This is a genomic window from Caulobacter sp. KR2-114 (assembly GCF_049446115.1).
Classification (GTDB): Bacteria; Pseudomonadota; Alphaproteobacteria; order Caulobacterales; family Caulobacteraceae; genus Acaudatibacter.
Map to the genome: position 1 here is coordinate 1 of NZ_JBMSEC010000008.1, position 13,578 is coordinate 13,578.

Sequence of the window (13,578 nt, forward strand, 5' to 3'; positions counted from 1 at the left end):
CCACTTCGATATGCACGAGGGCGCCACCTGCAGCGCAGCCGCAATCTCGCGATGCGTCTCGCCCGCAGCCCGGCGCGCCATCGCCCGCGCCCGAAGATCCATCGAGTAAGGAGCCGTCATCCCAGCTGGCCTCCCCCAGCAGCCAGGGTGAATCAGCTCCCCGCTGATTTGGGAACCCCGATTCCGTCAGAAAGGAACCCGCTCTAGCCCTGCAGCACCAGCACGTGACGGCGGTTGTCGATCGACCAGGACTTGAAGTGGCGCAGGAAGCTCTGGCCCAGCAGCAGTGAGCCGCGCGCGTCGGTGATCGAGGCCAGCACGTCCTTCACTTCGTGCCCGCCGACCGTCAGCGAGTGCAGCACCACGCGTTGCGCCGGCACCCGCGAGCCGTCGGCCAGGATCGCCATGCCCACGCCGCGATAGTCGGCGCTCGACAGCTTGCCCATCCGCATCAGGGTGCGTGCGACGTCGCCCGGGATCACCACGTCGCTGGCGCCGCTGTCGACCACGAAGCGCAGGGTGATCGCCCCGTCCACCAGGGCCGGGACGTAGAGGGCGCCGTTCTCGGCCTGCAGGGCGACTTCAGGGGCCGGCGCGCCCACCGGACCCGCGGCGGCGGCCGGGCCGGCGGCGGCGAGATGGAACCGGGCGCGGATCTGGCTGGACTTGGCCGCGAAGTACGGCGGCTGGCCCTCGTCCTGCAGCGTCTGGTCGAAGCCTTCCAGCACGGTCAGGGCTTCCTGCACCTTGCCGCGCTTGACCAGCTGGTCGGCCAGGGCGCCGCGCACGTCCACCAGGTTGGGGACCAGCTTCAGGGCCGCGTAGTTCTGCTTGATCGCCTCGTCGGTCTGGCCGGTGGTGTCCAGGCTGATGGCGTAGTTGGCGAACAGGTCGTAGGTCGACACGCCGTCGGCCACCGCCTTCCTGTAGTAGGGCAACGCCTCCTTGTGCTGGCCGTCCTGGGTCAGGGTGATGGCCAGCAAGGCCCCGGTGTTGGCGTCGTTGGGGTACTTGCGCATGTAGGCGCGCAGGTCCGCCTCGGCGCAGTTGAAGTCGCGGTCGCGCAGGCAGGTCTTCGCCTCGCTGATGCTGGGGGTCGCCCCGTTGAGGCTGTCCATCAGCGCCGAGTGCGGGGCCAGCAGGGTGAAGCCGGCGAAGATCGCCAGCGCCGCGACCACGCCGCCCACCACCAGCACCGGGACGTTCACGCCCCCCATGCGCCGCGCCGGGCGAGGCGGCGCCGTGGATCTGATGAACAGCGATGGCTCGCGGCGCTCCGCCGCCGGATCCTGACCGCTCAAGCTCATGACGCACCCCCTGCGGCTGCAAGCTAAGCGGGCAGCCGCGCGCCGTCGAGAGCCTGTGCGGCTCACATCCTGTGCGGCATCAACCGCGCCTCTCATTTTTGTGAGTGAGTACTCACTTGCATTGCTTGAGACCGCGTCGTATTCCCCACCCGTCAACGGGGAATTGGAGACCATGACCCAGCTCAGAGACGCCTACATCACCGGCGCCGGCGCCTTCCTGCCCGGCCTGCCGGTGGGCAACGACCAGATCGAGGACCGCATCGGCCGCATCGGCGGACGTCCCAGCCTGCTCGGCCGCAGGGCGCTGCAGTGGAACGGCGTGAAGACCCGGCACTACGCCCTGGACGCCGACGGGCGGCCCACCGACAGCAACGCCGGCATGTGCGCCAAGGCGGTGCGGGCCGCGCTGGACGACGCCGGCCTGGGTCACGCCGACCTGGACTACCTGGCGGCCGCCACCACCCAAGGGGACTACCTGGTGCCCGGGCATGGCGTGACCGTGCACGGCGAACTCGGCGGCGGCGCGCTGGAGGTGGCCAGCTTCCAGTCGGTGTGCGGCTCGGCGCTGATGGCCGCCAAGGCCGCCTGGCTGAACGTGCGCGCCGGCGAGCACGACGTCGCCGCCGCCTGCGCCGGGGAGTTCTCGTCGCGCTGGTTCCGGCCCGCGTTCTACGAGGGCACCGCGCTGGTGGACGCCAAGGGTCGGCTGGCCGCCGAGGCGGATTTCCTGCGCTTCACCCTGTCGGACGGCGCCGGCGCGGTCGTCATCGAGCCCGCACCACGGCCGCTGGGCCTGTCGCTGCGCATCGACCACATCGACGTGGTGTCCCTGGCCGGGGCCTTCGAGCCGTGCATGTGGGCGGGGGCCGCCGCCGCCGAGGACCGCGGCGACGCCACGCATGCCTGGAGCCAGGCCGGTCCCGCCGCCGCGCACGCGGCCGGCGCCATCGCCCTGCTGCAGGACTTCGAGCTGCTCAAGCGGGTGATCCGCGCCTGGGTGGGCGTCTACCTGAAGAAGGTCGACGAGGGGCGCATCCGTCCCGAGGCGGTCGACTGGCTGCTCTGCCACTATTCGGCGCAGTCGCTGCGCGACGAGCTGATGGGGCTGCTGGAGCGGACCGCCGGCGCCATCCCGCCGGAGAAGTGGTTCTCGAACCTCGCCACGGTGGGCAACATCGGCTCGGCCTCGATCTGGGTGATACTGGACGAGCTGGTGAAGAGCGGGCGGCTGGAGCGGGGGCAGAAGGTGCTCTGCGTGGTGCCGGAGAGCGGCCGCGCCCTGGTCGGCTTCATGATGCTGGAGGCGGTGTGATGGTCGCCGCCGCCACCTTGCCGCCCGCCGCGCCCGCCCTCGCCGGCGGGAGCGACACCGCCGACGTCCTGCGCCGCCTGGCGATCGTCTTCACTGACTTCGAGAGCCGGCTGGCGCAGACGCCGCTGATCCGTCGCCTGAGCCGCGGCCGCTTCACCCTTGAGGACTATCGCGGATTCCTCTGCGGCCTGCGCCAGCAGGTGAAGGACGGCGCGCTGTGGATGTCGCGGGCGGCCTCCAACCTCGGCGAGGCGCGGCTGGAGCTGCGCTCGCGGCTGATGCGCCACGCCGTGGCGGAGCATCGCGACTTCCGCATGCTCGAGGCCGACTATGTGGCCGCCGGCGGCGCGCTGGCCGCGATCCAGGGGGCGGAGAAGAACATCGGCGCCGAGGCGCTTTCGGCCTGGATGTTCCACCAGGCCTCGCAGCCCGAGCCGGTGGGCCTGCTGGGCGCCATGTGGATCATCGAGGGCCTGGGCCGGTTCAAGGCGCTGGAATGGGGCCGCCTGGCGCAGAAGCGCCTGGACCTGCCGGAGGCGGCAGTGCGCTTCCTGGTCTATCATGGCGAGAACGACGCCGATCACATCGAGGAATTCGAGGCGATGCTGCGTCCCGTGCTGCCCGACCCGGCCGCGGCCCGGCGCATCGTCCGCACGGCGGAGGTCACCGCCCGGCTCTACGTGCTGCAGATCGAGGAGATGGCGTGATGCGCCCGCCCGACTTCGACCCCACCGCCGCCTACGACCCGCGCCAGCCCGACCGTTGGCGGGCCCTGTGGTTGGACCGCAGCCTGCCGCTGGCGGACGAGGCCAAGACGGCGCTGGTGTCCGGCGCGCGGTCGGGGTCGCGGCGCTGGCTGGCGCCGGCGATCCGGCCGGGCCTGTGGGCGTTGATGGTCGTCGCGCGCGGCCTGAGAACCCTGTCGCCGCGGCGACCGAACCTCAACGGCGTCCTGCACCGGCTGATCCACTGGGGCCTTCGCCGCTTCGCCAGCCCGCAGGCCAACCGGCTGATCCTGCGACACTTCCACATCGGCACGGAGCTGCTGGGCTTCATCGCCGCCAACGCCGGCCCGGTGCGGATCGACACCACGCCCCTGCGACCCCGGACGCTGCGGGCCTTGCAGGACGACGCCTTCCTGCAGCACGACCTGAATGTGTTCAACTTCGTGATCCAGCTGAACGCGGGCCTGCGCGAACAGGGTCGCGAGCTGTCGCCGCCGGCGCAGCTGGACTTCTCGATGATCTCCGACGGCCCGTTCGACCTGGAGCCGCTGCCGGCCGGCCCGCTCAACGTGATCGACGTGCAGACGGCGATCGAGGCCTACCTGCCGCTCTACGCCCTGATGCTGCCCCGCGACGACTTCGAACGGGCCGCCCATTCGCTGCAGCTGGACGAGACCATCGCCATCTACGTCGCGCGGATCCTGGGGTCGGACTACCACCTCAACTTCGTCAAGAACGGCTGCCCACTGATGCCGGCCTCCCCCTTCGGCGCGGCCCGCCGGCTGATGCTGCACGGGCTGGACTGCGAGGCGCTGCATGGCTGGCTGCGGCAGATGAAGGCGCGGCAGGCGGCCGGGCTGCCGATGGCCGCCTAGGGACCGGGCCCGCGCCCTACGGCGCCTTGGTGCGGAAGCTGACGTCGATCTGCAGCTTCTGGCCGAACACGTCGACATCGCCGCCCGTGGTCAGCCGCCCGGAGATCTGGCCGCCTTCGGCGTGATAGTCCTTCAGCGTGACCACGCCGGAGAGGGAGATCGAGCCGCTGGGGCTCTGCAGGCCGGAGTTGACCACGTCGACGCCGATCAGGCTGCCGTCCGGTTCGATCTTGGCGACGATCGCGTCGCCGAGCTTGCCGAACACCGCATCGAACACCGGCTTGGCGTGGCCGGCCTGGTCCTGGGACGAGAGCACGACGGCCGTCACCGGCTTGCCGTCGAACGGATCGTCGGCATAGGCGCCGACGAAGTTCAGCGATCCCGGCTTGCCGTTGCCGTAGAAGGTTCCCTCGATCGGCGGGCTGGCCGCGGCGCTGGCGGCGGGCGACGCCGCCCGCGCATCCTTGCCGGCAGCGCCCGGCGACGGCTTGGAACAGCCGGCCAGCAGCAGCAACCCCGCCAGTCCGATGATCGCCAGGCGCACGGCGCTTCTCCCCGACCCACTCTCCCCGTCCCGCGTGTCCGCGGTTGTCCGGGTGCTGAGATAACACGGTTCCCGCGCCCGGCGAAGCTTGCCGCGCCGAGGGGCTAGGCCGCCTGGTCCCCGAATTGGAGACGCGCCAGGCGGGCGTAGAGGCCGCCGCGGGCGATCAGCTCGCTGTGCTTGCCTTCCTCCACCACCCGACCCTGGTCCATCACCACGATGCGGTCGGCCTCCAGCACGGTGGCCAGGCGGTGGGCGATCACCAGGGTGGTGCGGCCGGCCATGGCGTCGTGCAGGGCGCGCTGCACCAGGCGCTCGTTCTCGGCGTCGAGGGCGCTGGTGGCCTCGTCGAGCAGCAGGATCGGCGCATTGCGCACCAGGGCGCGGGCGATGGCGAGGCGCTGCCGCTGTCCGCCCGAGAGGGTCTTGGCGCGTTCGCCCAGCGGGGTGTCGTAGCCTTCCGGAAGGGCTTCCAGGAAGGCGGCCGCCTCGGCCGCGCGGGCGGCGGCCTTGAGCTCCTCGACGCTGGCCTCCTCGCGGCCGAAGCGCAGGTTCTCCAGCGCCGAACCGGAGAACAGCGCCGCATCCTGGGCCACCAGGGCCATGCGCGCGCGCACCTCGTCCGGGTCGGCCTCGCGCAGGTCGACGCCGTCCACCATCACCTGCCCGGCCTGCGGATCGTAGAACCGCAGCAGCAGACGGAAGACCGTGCTCTTGCCGGCCCCGGACGGTCCCACCAGCGCCACCCGCTCGCCCGGCTGGACGGTCAGGTCGAAGCCATGCAGCGCCGGCAGGTCGGGCCGGCCGGGATAGGCGAAGTCCACGTGGCGCAGGGCCAGCGCGCCGCGGGCGGGCGACGGCAGCGGCGTGGGCGCGGGCGGCGCGGCGATCGCGGGTTCGGCCGACAGCAGTTCGGCGATGCGGTCCATGGCGCCAGCGGTCTTCTGCAGATCGCCATAGGTCTCGCCCAGGGCGCCGACCGAGCCGGCCGCCATCACCGACAGGAACACGAACTGCAGCAGGGTGCCGCCGCTCATGGTGTGATGCACGAACACCGCCACCGACGCCTGCCACAGCACCACGCCGACGCCGCCGGCGATCAGCACCATCACCAGGGCGGTCATGAAGGCCCGCGCGCCGATGCGCTTTAGCGAGGCCTGGAAGGCGCCCTCCACGGCGCCGGCGAAACGATCCCCGGCCCGCTTCTGGCGTCCGAAGGCCTGGATGGTCTCCAGGGCGTCCAGGGTCTCGCCCGCGTAGGTGACGGCGCCGGCGAAGCGTTCCTGGGCGTTGACGGACAACCGCCGGACCTGCCGGCCGGTGACGAACAGCGGCACGATCACCAGGGCGGCCAGCAGCACGACGAAGCCGGTGAAGGCTGGGCTGACCACGATCAGCAGGGCCAGCGCCCCGATCAGGGTGAGGAAGTTGCGCAGGGCCACGGAGATCGACGAGCCGACCATGTTCTCGACGATGGTCAGGTCGGTGGTCATCCGCGAGAGCACCTCGCCCACGCGGATGTTGAGGAACGCCGCCTGGTCCAGGGTCATGACGTGGCGATAGAGGGCGACCCGGATATCGGCCACCACCCGCTCGCCGAGCTTGGAGATGAAATAGAACCGCCCGGCGGTCGCCCCGGCCAGGGTCAGCACGACGGCGCCCGCGATCAGGAACCAAAGGCCGAGCTGGTGGGCGTTGCCGGAGGCGAAGCCCTTGTCGGCCAGCAGCCGCCCCGCCCAGGTCAGGCCCAGGCTGGCGCTGGTGGACAGCAGCAGAAAGCCGCCGGCGAGGAAGGCGTCGCCGCGGTGCGCGCGAACGAAGGGCGCCAGATAGCGCAGCGGCTTCAGATCGCGGCGCTTCTCGCGGCCCGCGGCGGCGGCCGCCAGGTCCGCCTTGAGGAGTTCCCCCGCGCCTGGCCGGCCCTCGGCCCGCGCGACATCGTCAGCCATACTTCGGTCCTTGCACTAAGACGCCTGGCGCGCGCGCCCCCTTGCACTCAGGGACCCGCCTCGTGTATAGGCGCGCGTTCTTCAGCGAGCCGTTCTTGATGACGGCTCTTCCGTCCAGCCTTCAAGTCGGTCCGACAGCCCCATGAAACAAGACACTCATCCCGACTACCACTTCATCACCGTGGTGATGACGGACGGCACGACGTACCAGACGCGCTCGACCTACGGCAAGGAAGGCGCGACGCTGAACCTGGACATCGATCCCAAGACCCACCCGGCGTGGACCGGCGGCAACCAGACGCTGCTGGACCGGGGCGGCCGGGTGTCGCGCTTCAACGCCAAGTTCGGCGCCTTCACCGGCAAGAAGTAAGCCGCCAGGCCCCTCGGGGGCCTTGCGGAATCGCAAAGGCCCGCGCCTGACCGGCGCGGGCCTTTTGTCGTTTCGTCGTTTGGGATTTGCCTGACGGTCAGCGCGCCCCCCTCACCCAACCCTCTCCCCCAATGGGGGCGAGGGCTTGGAAGCTGCAGGGTTCACGCGGGTGCAGCCCTCGCCCCGCTTGCGGGGAGAGGGTTGGGTGAGGGGCCTGCCCCTACCCCCCGAATGCGTCCTTCAGTCGCGCCATCTGCGCCAGCACCGGCGAGGTGGTGGGCTGGCTGTCGTCAGCCTCGACGTACATGCGCCGATCCAGGTGGCGTACGCGCTCGTAGAGCCGCTCGGACCGCTCCAGCAGCTGGCTGAGCGGGCTCGGCAGGGCTTCGGCCTGGCTGGAGGCGGGGGTCTCCCCGCCCAGGCGGTAGCTGGCGTCGCAGGCGGCCGTCGGCGCCATGTGGCCTTCGCGCACGGCGCGCTGCACCAGCAGCCAGCTGGCGACCTGCATCAGCCGGGTGGTCAGGCGCATGCTTTCGGCGGCGTAAGCCAGCGCGGCGTTGCGCGACAACAGCTTGGAGTCCTGGCGGCCGGCGCCGTCCAGATAGGCGGCGGTCTCTTCGACCAGCTCCATGCCTTCCTGGAAGGTGCGCTCGAACAGCTCCGAGCGCGCGAAGTCCTGGATGACCTCCGCCCGCCACTGGGCCGTTTCACCGACGCCTGCACTGCTCATTCGCACACCTCGCTCCGGCCCCACACGCGGCCCTACCCCGCGTCTGCAACCCCCGTGCCAGAGCCGATCCGTCCCGGATCGAACCAGCCGGGGCGCAACCTAATCTCTTTTTGAAAACAATGCATCGGCCGCCGCGCGGCCGGCCTGCTTGCGCTGCATCTGCGCACGCGAGCGGGCGATCTCGGCCTGCAGCGCCTCGATGCGCTCCTCCAGCTCACCGACGCCGTAGAGTTCGAGGTCCTCGCGGGCCAGGTCGATCAGCGCCTGTCCCCGCCCCCGCCGGATCTCTGCCGGTTCTTCCGCCATCCTGGCCTCCACGCGGTTTGCTCGCTATCTGACCCGCCAGACGCCGCACACGCAAGATCGGGAGCGCCCAGGATGAGCCAGATGATGACCGCCATTGCCGTCGAGGGCGGCAAGGGGCCCGCCGAGGCCCTGAAGGCCGAACAGATCGAGCGGCCGTCGCCGGGCCCTGGCCAGATCCTGATCCGGGTGAAGGCGGCCGGGGTCAACCGGCCCGACCTGATCCAGCGCCAGGGCTTCTATCCGCCCCCGCCCGGGGCGCCGGCGACCCTGGGCCTGGAAGTGGCGGGCGAGGTGGTCGAGGGCGCGGGCCGCTGGAAGGCGGGCGACGTGGTCTGCGCCCTGCTGGGCGGCGGCGGCTATGCCGAGTACGCCGTCTGCGACGCGCGCCACGCCCTGCCCCTGCCCAGGGGGTTCGGCTTCGTCGAGGCCGCCGGCCTGCCCGAGACGGTGTTCACCGTCTACGCCAACGTGTTCGAGGGCGGACAGCTGAAGGCCGGCGAGACCCTGCTGCTGCACGGCGCGACGTCGGGCATCGGCGTCACGGCGATCCAGATGGCCAAGGCCGCCGGCGCCAAGGTGATCGCCACCAGCCGTGGCGCACAGAAGGCCGCGCAGGCCAAGGCGCTGGGCGCGGACGTGTCGGTGGACGTCACGACCGAGGACTTCGAGGCCGTGGCCACGGCGCAAGGCGGCGTCGACGTGGTGCTGGACATGGTCGGGGGCGACTATTTCGCCAAGAACCTGGAGGCCCTGAACACCGGCGGGCGGATCGTCTACATCGCCTCGCTGGGCGGCGGCGCGGTGCAGCTGCCGATCGGCCGGATGATGCAGAAGCGCGCCACCATCACCGGATCGACCCTGCGCCCGCGCTCGGCCGACGAGAAGGCGCGGCTGGCGGCCGAGATCGAGCGGGTGGTCTGGCCCTGGCTGGAGGCCGGCAAGATGAAGACCATCGTCGACCACACCTTCCCGCTGGTGGAGGCAGCCAAGGCGCACGCGACGCTGGAGAACGGCGCCCACCTGGGCAAGGTGTTGCTGACGGTGGCCTAGGCAGTCGGAAAGGGCGGAACCCCTCACCCTCCCATGGCTGCGCCATGGGCCCCTCCCTCTCCCTGCGGGAGAGGTGAATTTCGCGCGCCAAGCTTCAGGCCGTCCTCTGTCTTCACCTCTCCCACCGGGAGAGGGAGGGGCCCGCGGCAGGCGCGAAGCGGCTGGCGTGGGAGGGTGAGGGGTTCCGCCCTGGCCGGTTCGCGCCCTGGACGCCTTGCCGGAATCGCTCCTGGCCCGCATAAGCCCGGCGTCTGCCGACAATGAGGAGTGCGCGCGTGAGGGGCATCGCCGTCTTCAGCGGAACTGCGCACCCGGCGCTGGCCGAGGCGATCTGCGCGGAGCTGAACATCCCGCTGTCGCCGACCAAGCTCAGCCGCTTCGCCAACGACTGCCTGGAGGTGCAGCTGCAGGACAACTGCCGCGAACGCGACGTGTTCCTGATCCAGCCGGTGGTGACGCCGGTGCAGGAGCATCTGGTGGAGCTGCTGCTGATGCTGGACGCGGCCCGCGGCGCCTCGGCCGGCCGCATCACCGCGGTGATCCCGCACTACGCCTATTCCCGCTCCGACAAGAAGGACGCGCCGCGCATTTCGATCGGCGGACGGCTGGTGGCCGACCTGCTGGTCACCGCCGGCGCAAACCGGGTGCTGGCCATGGCGCTGCACTCGCCGCAGGTGCACGGCTTCTTCAACATCCCGGTCGACCACCTGCACGCGCTGAACGAGCTGGCGGCGCACTTCCGGCAGCTGGACCTGTCGAACACCGTGGTCGTCTCGCCCGACCTCGGCTACGCCAAGGAAGCGGCGGCGTTCGCGCGCCTTCTCGGCACGCCGGTCGCTGCGGCGGCCAAGCAACGCTTCCCGAACGACGAGGTGCGCATCTCGGCCATCATCGGCGACGTCGCCGGGCGGGACGTGATCATCCTCGACGACGAGATCGCCAAGGGCTCGACGGTGATCGAGCTGATCGCCCGACTGCACGAGCACAAGGTGCGCTCGATCCGCGTCGCCTGCACGCACGGCCTGTTCGCCGCCGGGGCGGTTGCGCGCATCGGCGCCCTGAACGGGGTGTCCGAGATCGTCTGCACCGACACCGCGCCGATACCCCAGGGGATCCGCGGCGAGAAGCTGAAGGTGCTGTCGGTGGCCCCGGCGCTGGCCGAGGCCATCCGGCGCATCCACGACGGTGAATCCGTCAGCGCATTGTTCCAGCCCCGGTAGTTTTGACGCGGACACCCCATAGTTTTCCGCCCTGAAATCCCGTGAACCCATTGTCTCCAGGCACGTTACTCAAGCCGACGGGGACTAACGGAAACAGGACTTTCAGGGTGAAGACCATGAAGAAACTGATCATTGCTCTCGCCAGCGCCAGCGCTTTGCTGGGCGCCGGCGCCGCCTCTGCTCAACCTTATCACAATGGTTGGGACAACGATCACCGCTGGCACGACCGGGACTACCGCGCCTCGCACGACCGCGACTGGCACGGCCGGCGCGACCACGACGACGGGCGCTGGCGTCATCGCTACCACTATGGGTCGCCGTACTACGGCCACCAGGTCTGTTCGTGGCGCTACGGCGAACGAGTCTGCTGGTATCAGCGCTAGGTTCTGACCTAAACTCCCGCAAGGGACGTCGCCCCGCCGGCCGCAAGGCCTGCGGGGCTTCGAAGGATTGCCCGATGGCCCGCCCGTTTCTGCTGCCCAATTCCCTCAAGACGCTGATCGTCGCCCTGTTCGGCGTGTCCGGCCTCGTCGCCGCGCCACAGCTCGTGCGGGCCCAGGACGTCGGCGCGCAGCCGCCTTCCGTCCAGTCCGACCAGGAATACCGGTGCGAGCCGGGCGTGGCGCGCTGCGCCTATTTCCAGTGTGACCAGAACGGCGAGAGCTGCCAGCGCACCAGCGAGTGGGAGACCCGCGACTATAGCCGCGGCGTCGACGGCGACGCCCCGACCGGCGGCTACGACCGACGCTACGACGGCCAGGCCGGCGCGCCGGGCTACGACCGCCGTTACGACCAGCCGCCGCAGGCCGGCGGCTACGACCGGCGCTACGACAGCAGCGACGGCGAGGACGGATACGCCGCCGCCGGCGGGCAGGACCAGGTGGGGGCCTCGGCCCCGACGGCCCCCGGCGCCGGCTACGGGGGTGGCGGCTACGGCGGCGGCGGCTACTCCGGCGACAACTACGCGAACGCCTACGGACAGGGGAATGGCGGCCAGGACCCGTACGGCCAGCAATCTTACGGTCAGGGAGCCGACGGCCAGAGCGGCTACCGCCCGCCGGTGAACCCGCCGGCCGACGCCGAAGACGATGACGAGGATCAGGGCCAGGACTACGCCGCCAACCGTCCCGAGCCCCGGCCGGCCTACCGCTACAGCGGCCAGGCCCAATACCGCTGCGTCGACGACGGCGCCCGCTGCGCCTATTTCCGCTGCGACGCGAGCGGCGGCGATTGCCACCGGATCAGCAGCTGGTCCTCCCGCGCGGACGCCGACCGCCGGCCTGACTACGACGGATGGTAGGGGAGCGGCGGGTGTTCGTGCGGATGGTCGCAGGGCGCGATTGACGTTTCAAAATCGCCGGGGACGGCTTATAGAGAGTTCACACACCGCCCGGCCGAAAGGCCGGGCGCCGCTGTTTTAGGAACACGCCGGAAGAAGCGAAGGCGCCAGATGACCGATATCCTTATGCCCAAGGCGACCGCCGTCTGGCTGGTCGACAACACCTCCCTCACCTTCGAGCAGATCGCCGACTTCTGCGGCCTGCACCCGCTTGAAGTGAAGGGCATCGCCGATGGCGAAGTGGCGCGCGACATCCGCGGCGCCGACCCGATCGCCAACGGCCAGCTGACCCGCGAAGAGCTCGACCGGGCGCAGAACGACGCCAAGTACCGGATGAAGGCGCAGAAGAGCCGCCACGCCGAGCTGCTGAAGCCGGCCAAGAAGGCGCCGCGCTATACCCCCGTGTCGCGCCGCCAGGACCGGCCGGACGCCATCGCCTGGTTCGTGCGCAACCACCCGGAAGTCACCGACGCCCAGGTCAGCAAGCTGCTGGGCACCACCAAGGCCACCATCGACCAGGTGCGCAACCGCACGCACTGGAACGCGGCCAACATCAAGCCGGTGGATCCGGTGACCCTGGGCCTGGTGACCCAGCTGGAGCTGGACGCCCTGGTCAAGAAGGCGGCCGAGAAGAAGGCCAAGGACGACGCCAAGCGCGGCATCGTCGAGCCCGAGGGCCCGTCGCTGCGCCCGGCCTCCGAGGCGGGCCTCGCCGAGGACGACCACGACGACCAGCCGGATCACGGCTACGACGATCATCCGGTCGAAGCCGACCATTTCGACGACGACGAAGACTGAAGATCAGAAGACTGGCGATCCCATGCGGGGCCGGCGTCTCAGACGCCGCCCCGCTGGGTGAAGCCTCGCCAGACCGCCGGTCAGGGCGGTGGGCGATTCTAAGGCGTGTTCACTGGCCTGTCAGTGCATTCGGGCCTTGAGCGATTCCATCTGTTCCTTCAACCGGAGCTTCTGTCGCTTCAATTCCATGAGCCTGGCGTCATCACATGCCGGGCGTGTGCTCTCGTCCTGGATCTCGCGGTCGAGCGTCTGGTGACGCAGTCCGAGTTCGCGGATACGGGCTTCGATGGCCATGGTTGGCGGCTCCTCTTGCAAGTCCGACTGAGAAGGAAACACCCCTCTCGGGACATAGTCAGATCACATATAGTTTCACCGCGGTTCCCCAGGCGGGGCGCCGCCCCGGCGCCGCTTCGCGCCGCAACGGAGCCGTGAACGATGGCGGATGGCGAGCAAAGACGCCTGGTGGTTGGGATTTCCGGAGCCTCCGGCGTGCTCTACGGCGTCCGCGCGCTGGACGCCTGCCGCGCCCTGGGCGTGGAATCTCACCTGATTGTGAGCCGCGCCGCCGCCCTGACCCTGGCGCAGGAGACCGACCTCAGCCTGGCCGACCTCGCCGCGCGCGCCGACGTCAGCTACCGGGTGGGCGATGTGGGCGCGGCCGTGGCCTCGGGATCGTTCTCCACCCTCGGGATGATCGTCGCGCCGTGCTCGATTCGCACCATGAGCGAGATCGCCACCGGCGTGACCAGCTCCCTGCTCACCCGCGCCGCCGACGTCACGCTGAAGGAGCGCCGGCCGCTGGTGCTGATGGTGCGCGAGACGCCGTTCCACCTGGGCCACCTGCGCACCATGGTGAAGCTGGCCGAGATGGGGGCCACCATCGCTCCGCCGCTGCCCGCCTTCTATGCAAAGCCGCAGAGCCTGGAAGAGATGATCGACCAGTCGGTGGGACGGGCGCTGGACCTGTTCGGACTTTCCTGGGACGTTGTGCGCCGGTGGGGCGAGGGCCTGACCCCGATCACCGGGGACGGACCGAATCAGACCTCGTGAAGG

The 13,578-nt window shown here is 70.4% G+C and carries 17 protein-coding genes; 10 read left to right on the plus strand and 7 right to left on the minus strand.

All coding sequences use genetic code 11. The annotated features are described in order from the left end of the window. Together ACO2Q3_RS23685 and ACO2Q3_RS23690 are read right to left on the minus strand one after the other, a co-directional pair. Positions 1-120 (minus strand): helix-turn-helix domain-containing protein (locus tag ACO2Q3_RS23685; protein WP_423311614.1); only part of this gene is annotated, 120 nt, incomplete at its 3' end. Between the two features lie 83 nt (positions 121-203). Next, complete coding sequence (locus tag ACO2Q3_RS23690) at positions 204-1,307, minus strand: aspartyl protease family protein (protein ID WP_423311197.1); 1,104 nt, start codon at positions 1,305-1,307, stop codon at positions 204-206. 172 nt (positions 1,308-1,479) lie between these two features. On the opposite strand from ACO2Q3_RS23690, the gene ACO2Q3_RS23695 reads away from it, so the two are divergent. From ACO2Q3_RS23695 to ACO2Q3_RS23705, 3 genes are read left to right on the plus strand one after another with little or no spacing between them, the layout of a single operon-like run. Next, a complete protein-coding gene (locus tag ACO2Q3_RS23695; RefSeq protein ID WP_423311199.1) occupies positions 1,480-2,619 on the plus strand; it encodes a beta-ketoacyl-ACP synthase III in 1,140 nt (379 codons plus the stop codon). Beyond that, positions 2,619-3,326 (plus strand): iron-containing redox enzyme family protein, encoded by a 708-nt coding sequence (locus tag ACO2Q3_RS23700; protein WP_423311201.1) that lies wholly within the window; start codon positions 2,619-2,621, stop codon positions 3,324-3,326. The genes ACO2Q3_RS23695 and ACO2Q3_RS23700 overlap by 1 nt, the downstream gene beginning before the upstream one ends. Further along, positions 3,326-4,219: a DUF6999 family protein gene (locus ACO2Q3_RS23705; protein WP_423311203.1), complete on the plus strand. Its 894-nt coding sequence runs from the start codon at positions 3,326-3,328 to the stop codon at positions 4,217-4,219. The genes ACO2Q3_RS23700 and ACO2Q3_RS23705 overlap by 1 nt, the downstream gene beginning before the upstream one ends. Before the next feature lie 16 nt (positions 4,220-4,235). Here ACO2Q3_RS23705 and ACO2Q3_RS23710 read toward each other — a convergent pair whose 3' ends face one another. Further along, complete coding sequence (locus tag ACO2Q3_RS23710; protein ID WP_423311205.1) at positions 4,236-4,763, minus strand: hypothetical protein; 528 nt, start codon at positions 4,761-4,763, stop codon at positions 4,236-4,238. Positions 4,764-4,867: 104 nt separating this feature from the next. Further along, a complete protein-coding gene (locus tag ACO2Q3_RS23715; protein WP_423311206.1) occupies positions 4,868-6,712 on the minus strand; it encodes an ABC transporter transmembrane domain-containing protein in 1,845 nt (614 codons plus the stop codon). A 142-nt stretch (positions 6,713-6,854) separates the two neighbouring features. On the opposite strand from ACO2Q3_RS23715, the gene rpmE reads away from it, so the two are divergent. Then, complete coding sequence (gene rpmE, locus ACO2Q3_RS23720; RefSeq protein ID WP_242919548.1) at positions 6,855-7,082, plus strand: 50S ribosomal protein L31; 228 nt, start codon at positions 6,855-6,857, stop codon at positions 7,080-7,082. A 220-nt stretch (positions 7,083-7,302) separates the two neighbouring features. On the opposite strand, the gene ACO2Q3_RS23725 is transcribed toward rpmE, so the two are convergent. Both ACO2Q3_RS23725 and ACO2Q3_RS23730 read right to left on the minus strand, forming a co-directional pair. Continuing rightward, positions 7,303-7,812 carry a DUF1465 family protein gene (locus tag ACO2Q3_RS23725; protein ID WP_423311207.1) on the minus strand — a complete coding sequence of 170 codons (510 nt, stop codon included), beginning with the start codon at positions 7,810-7,812 and terminating at the stop codon, positions 7,303-7,305. A gap of 99 nt (positions 7,813-7,911) precedes the next feature. Beyond that, the gene (locus ACO2Q3_RS23730) at positions 7,912-8,118 is read right to left on the minus strand and encodes a DUF1192 domain-containing protein (RefSeq protein WP_423311209.1); all 207 of its coding nucleotides are present in this window, start codon (positions 8,116-8,118) and stop codon (positions 7,912-7,914) included. A 72-nt stretch (positions 8,119-8,190) separates the two neighbouring features. On the opposite strand from ACO2Q3_RS23730, the gene ACO2Q3_RS23735 reads away from it, so the two are divergent. The 5 genes from ACO2Q3_RS23735 (at position 8,191) to ACO2Q3_RS23755 (ending at position 12,525) form a co-directional block, all read left to right on the plus strand. Beyond that, positions 8,191-9,168: an NAD(P)H-quinone oxidoreductase gene (locus ACO2Q3_RS23735; RefSeq protein ID WP_423311211.1), complete on the plus strand. Its 978-nt coding sequence runs from the start codon at positions 8,191-8,193 to the stop codon at positions 9,166-9,168. A 275-nt stretch (positions 9,169-9,443) separates the two neighbouring features. Further along, positions 9,444-10,388: a ribose-phosphate diphosphokinase gene (locus tag ACO2Q3_RS23740; protein WP_423311213.1), complete on the plus strand. Its 945-nt coding sequence runs from the start codon at positions 9,444-9,446 to the stop codon at positions 10,386-10,388. A 116-nt stretch (positions 10,389-10,504) separates the two neighbouring features. Further along, positions 10,505-10,771 (plus strand): hypothetical protein, encoded by a 267-nt coding sequence (locus tag ACO2Q3_RS23745; RefSeq protein ID WP_423311215.1) that lies wholly within the window; start codon positions 10,505-10,507, stop codon positions 10,769-10,771. A 74-nt stretch (positions 10,772-10,845) separates the two neighbouring features. Beyond that, positions 10,846-11,688: a hypothetical protein gene (locus ACO2Q3_RS23750; RefSeq protein WP_423311217.1), complete on the plus strand. Its 843-nt coding sequence runs from the start codon at positions 10,846-10,848 to the stop codon at positions 11,686-11,688. A 150-nt stretch (positions 11,689-11,838) separates the two neighbouring features. Next, positions 11,839-12,525, plus strand: coding sequence for a DUF1013 domain-containing protein (locus ACO2Q3_RS23755; RefSeq protein ID WP_423311219.1), 687 nt, complete (start codon positions 11,839-11,841; stop codon positions 12,523-12,525). Between the two features lie 120 nt (positions 12,526-12,645). Here the strand turns inward: ACO2Q3_RS23755 and ACO2Q3_RS23760 are convergent, their stop codons facing one another. Continuing rightward, positions 12,646-12,819: a YdcH family protein gene (locus tag ACO2Q3_RS23760; RefSeq protein WP_423311221.1), complete on the minus strand. Its 174-nt coding sequence runs from the start codon at positions 12,817-12,819 to the stop codon at positions 12,646-12,648. Positions 12,820-12,960: 141 nt separating this feature from the next. Between ACO2Q3_RS23760 and ACO2Q3_RS23765 the strand changes: the two genes are divergently transcribed. Further along, positions 12,961-13,575 (plus strand): UbiX family flavin prenyltransferase, encoded by a 615-nt coding sequence (locus tag ACO2Q3_RS23765; RefSeq protein ID WP_423311223.1) that lies wholly within the window; start codon positions 12,961-12,963, stop codon positions 13,573-13,575. Positions 13,576-13,578 lie beyond the last annotated feature (3 nt).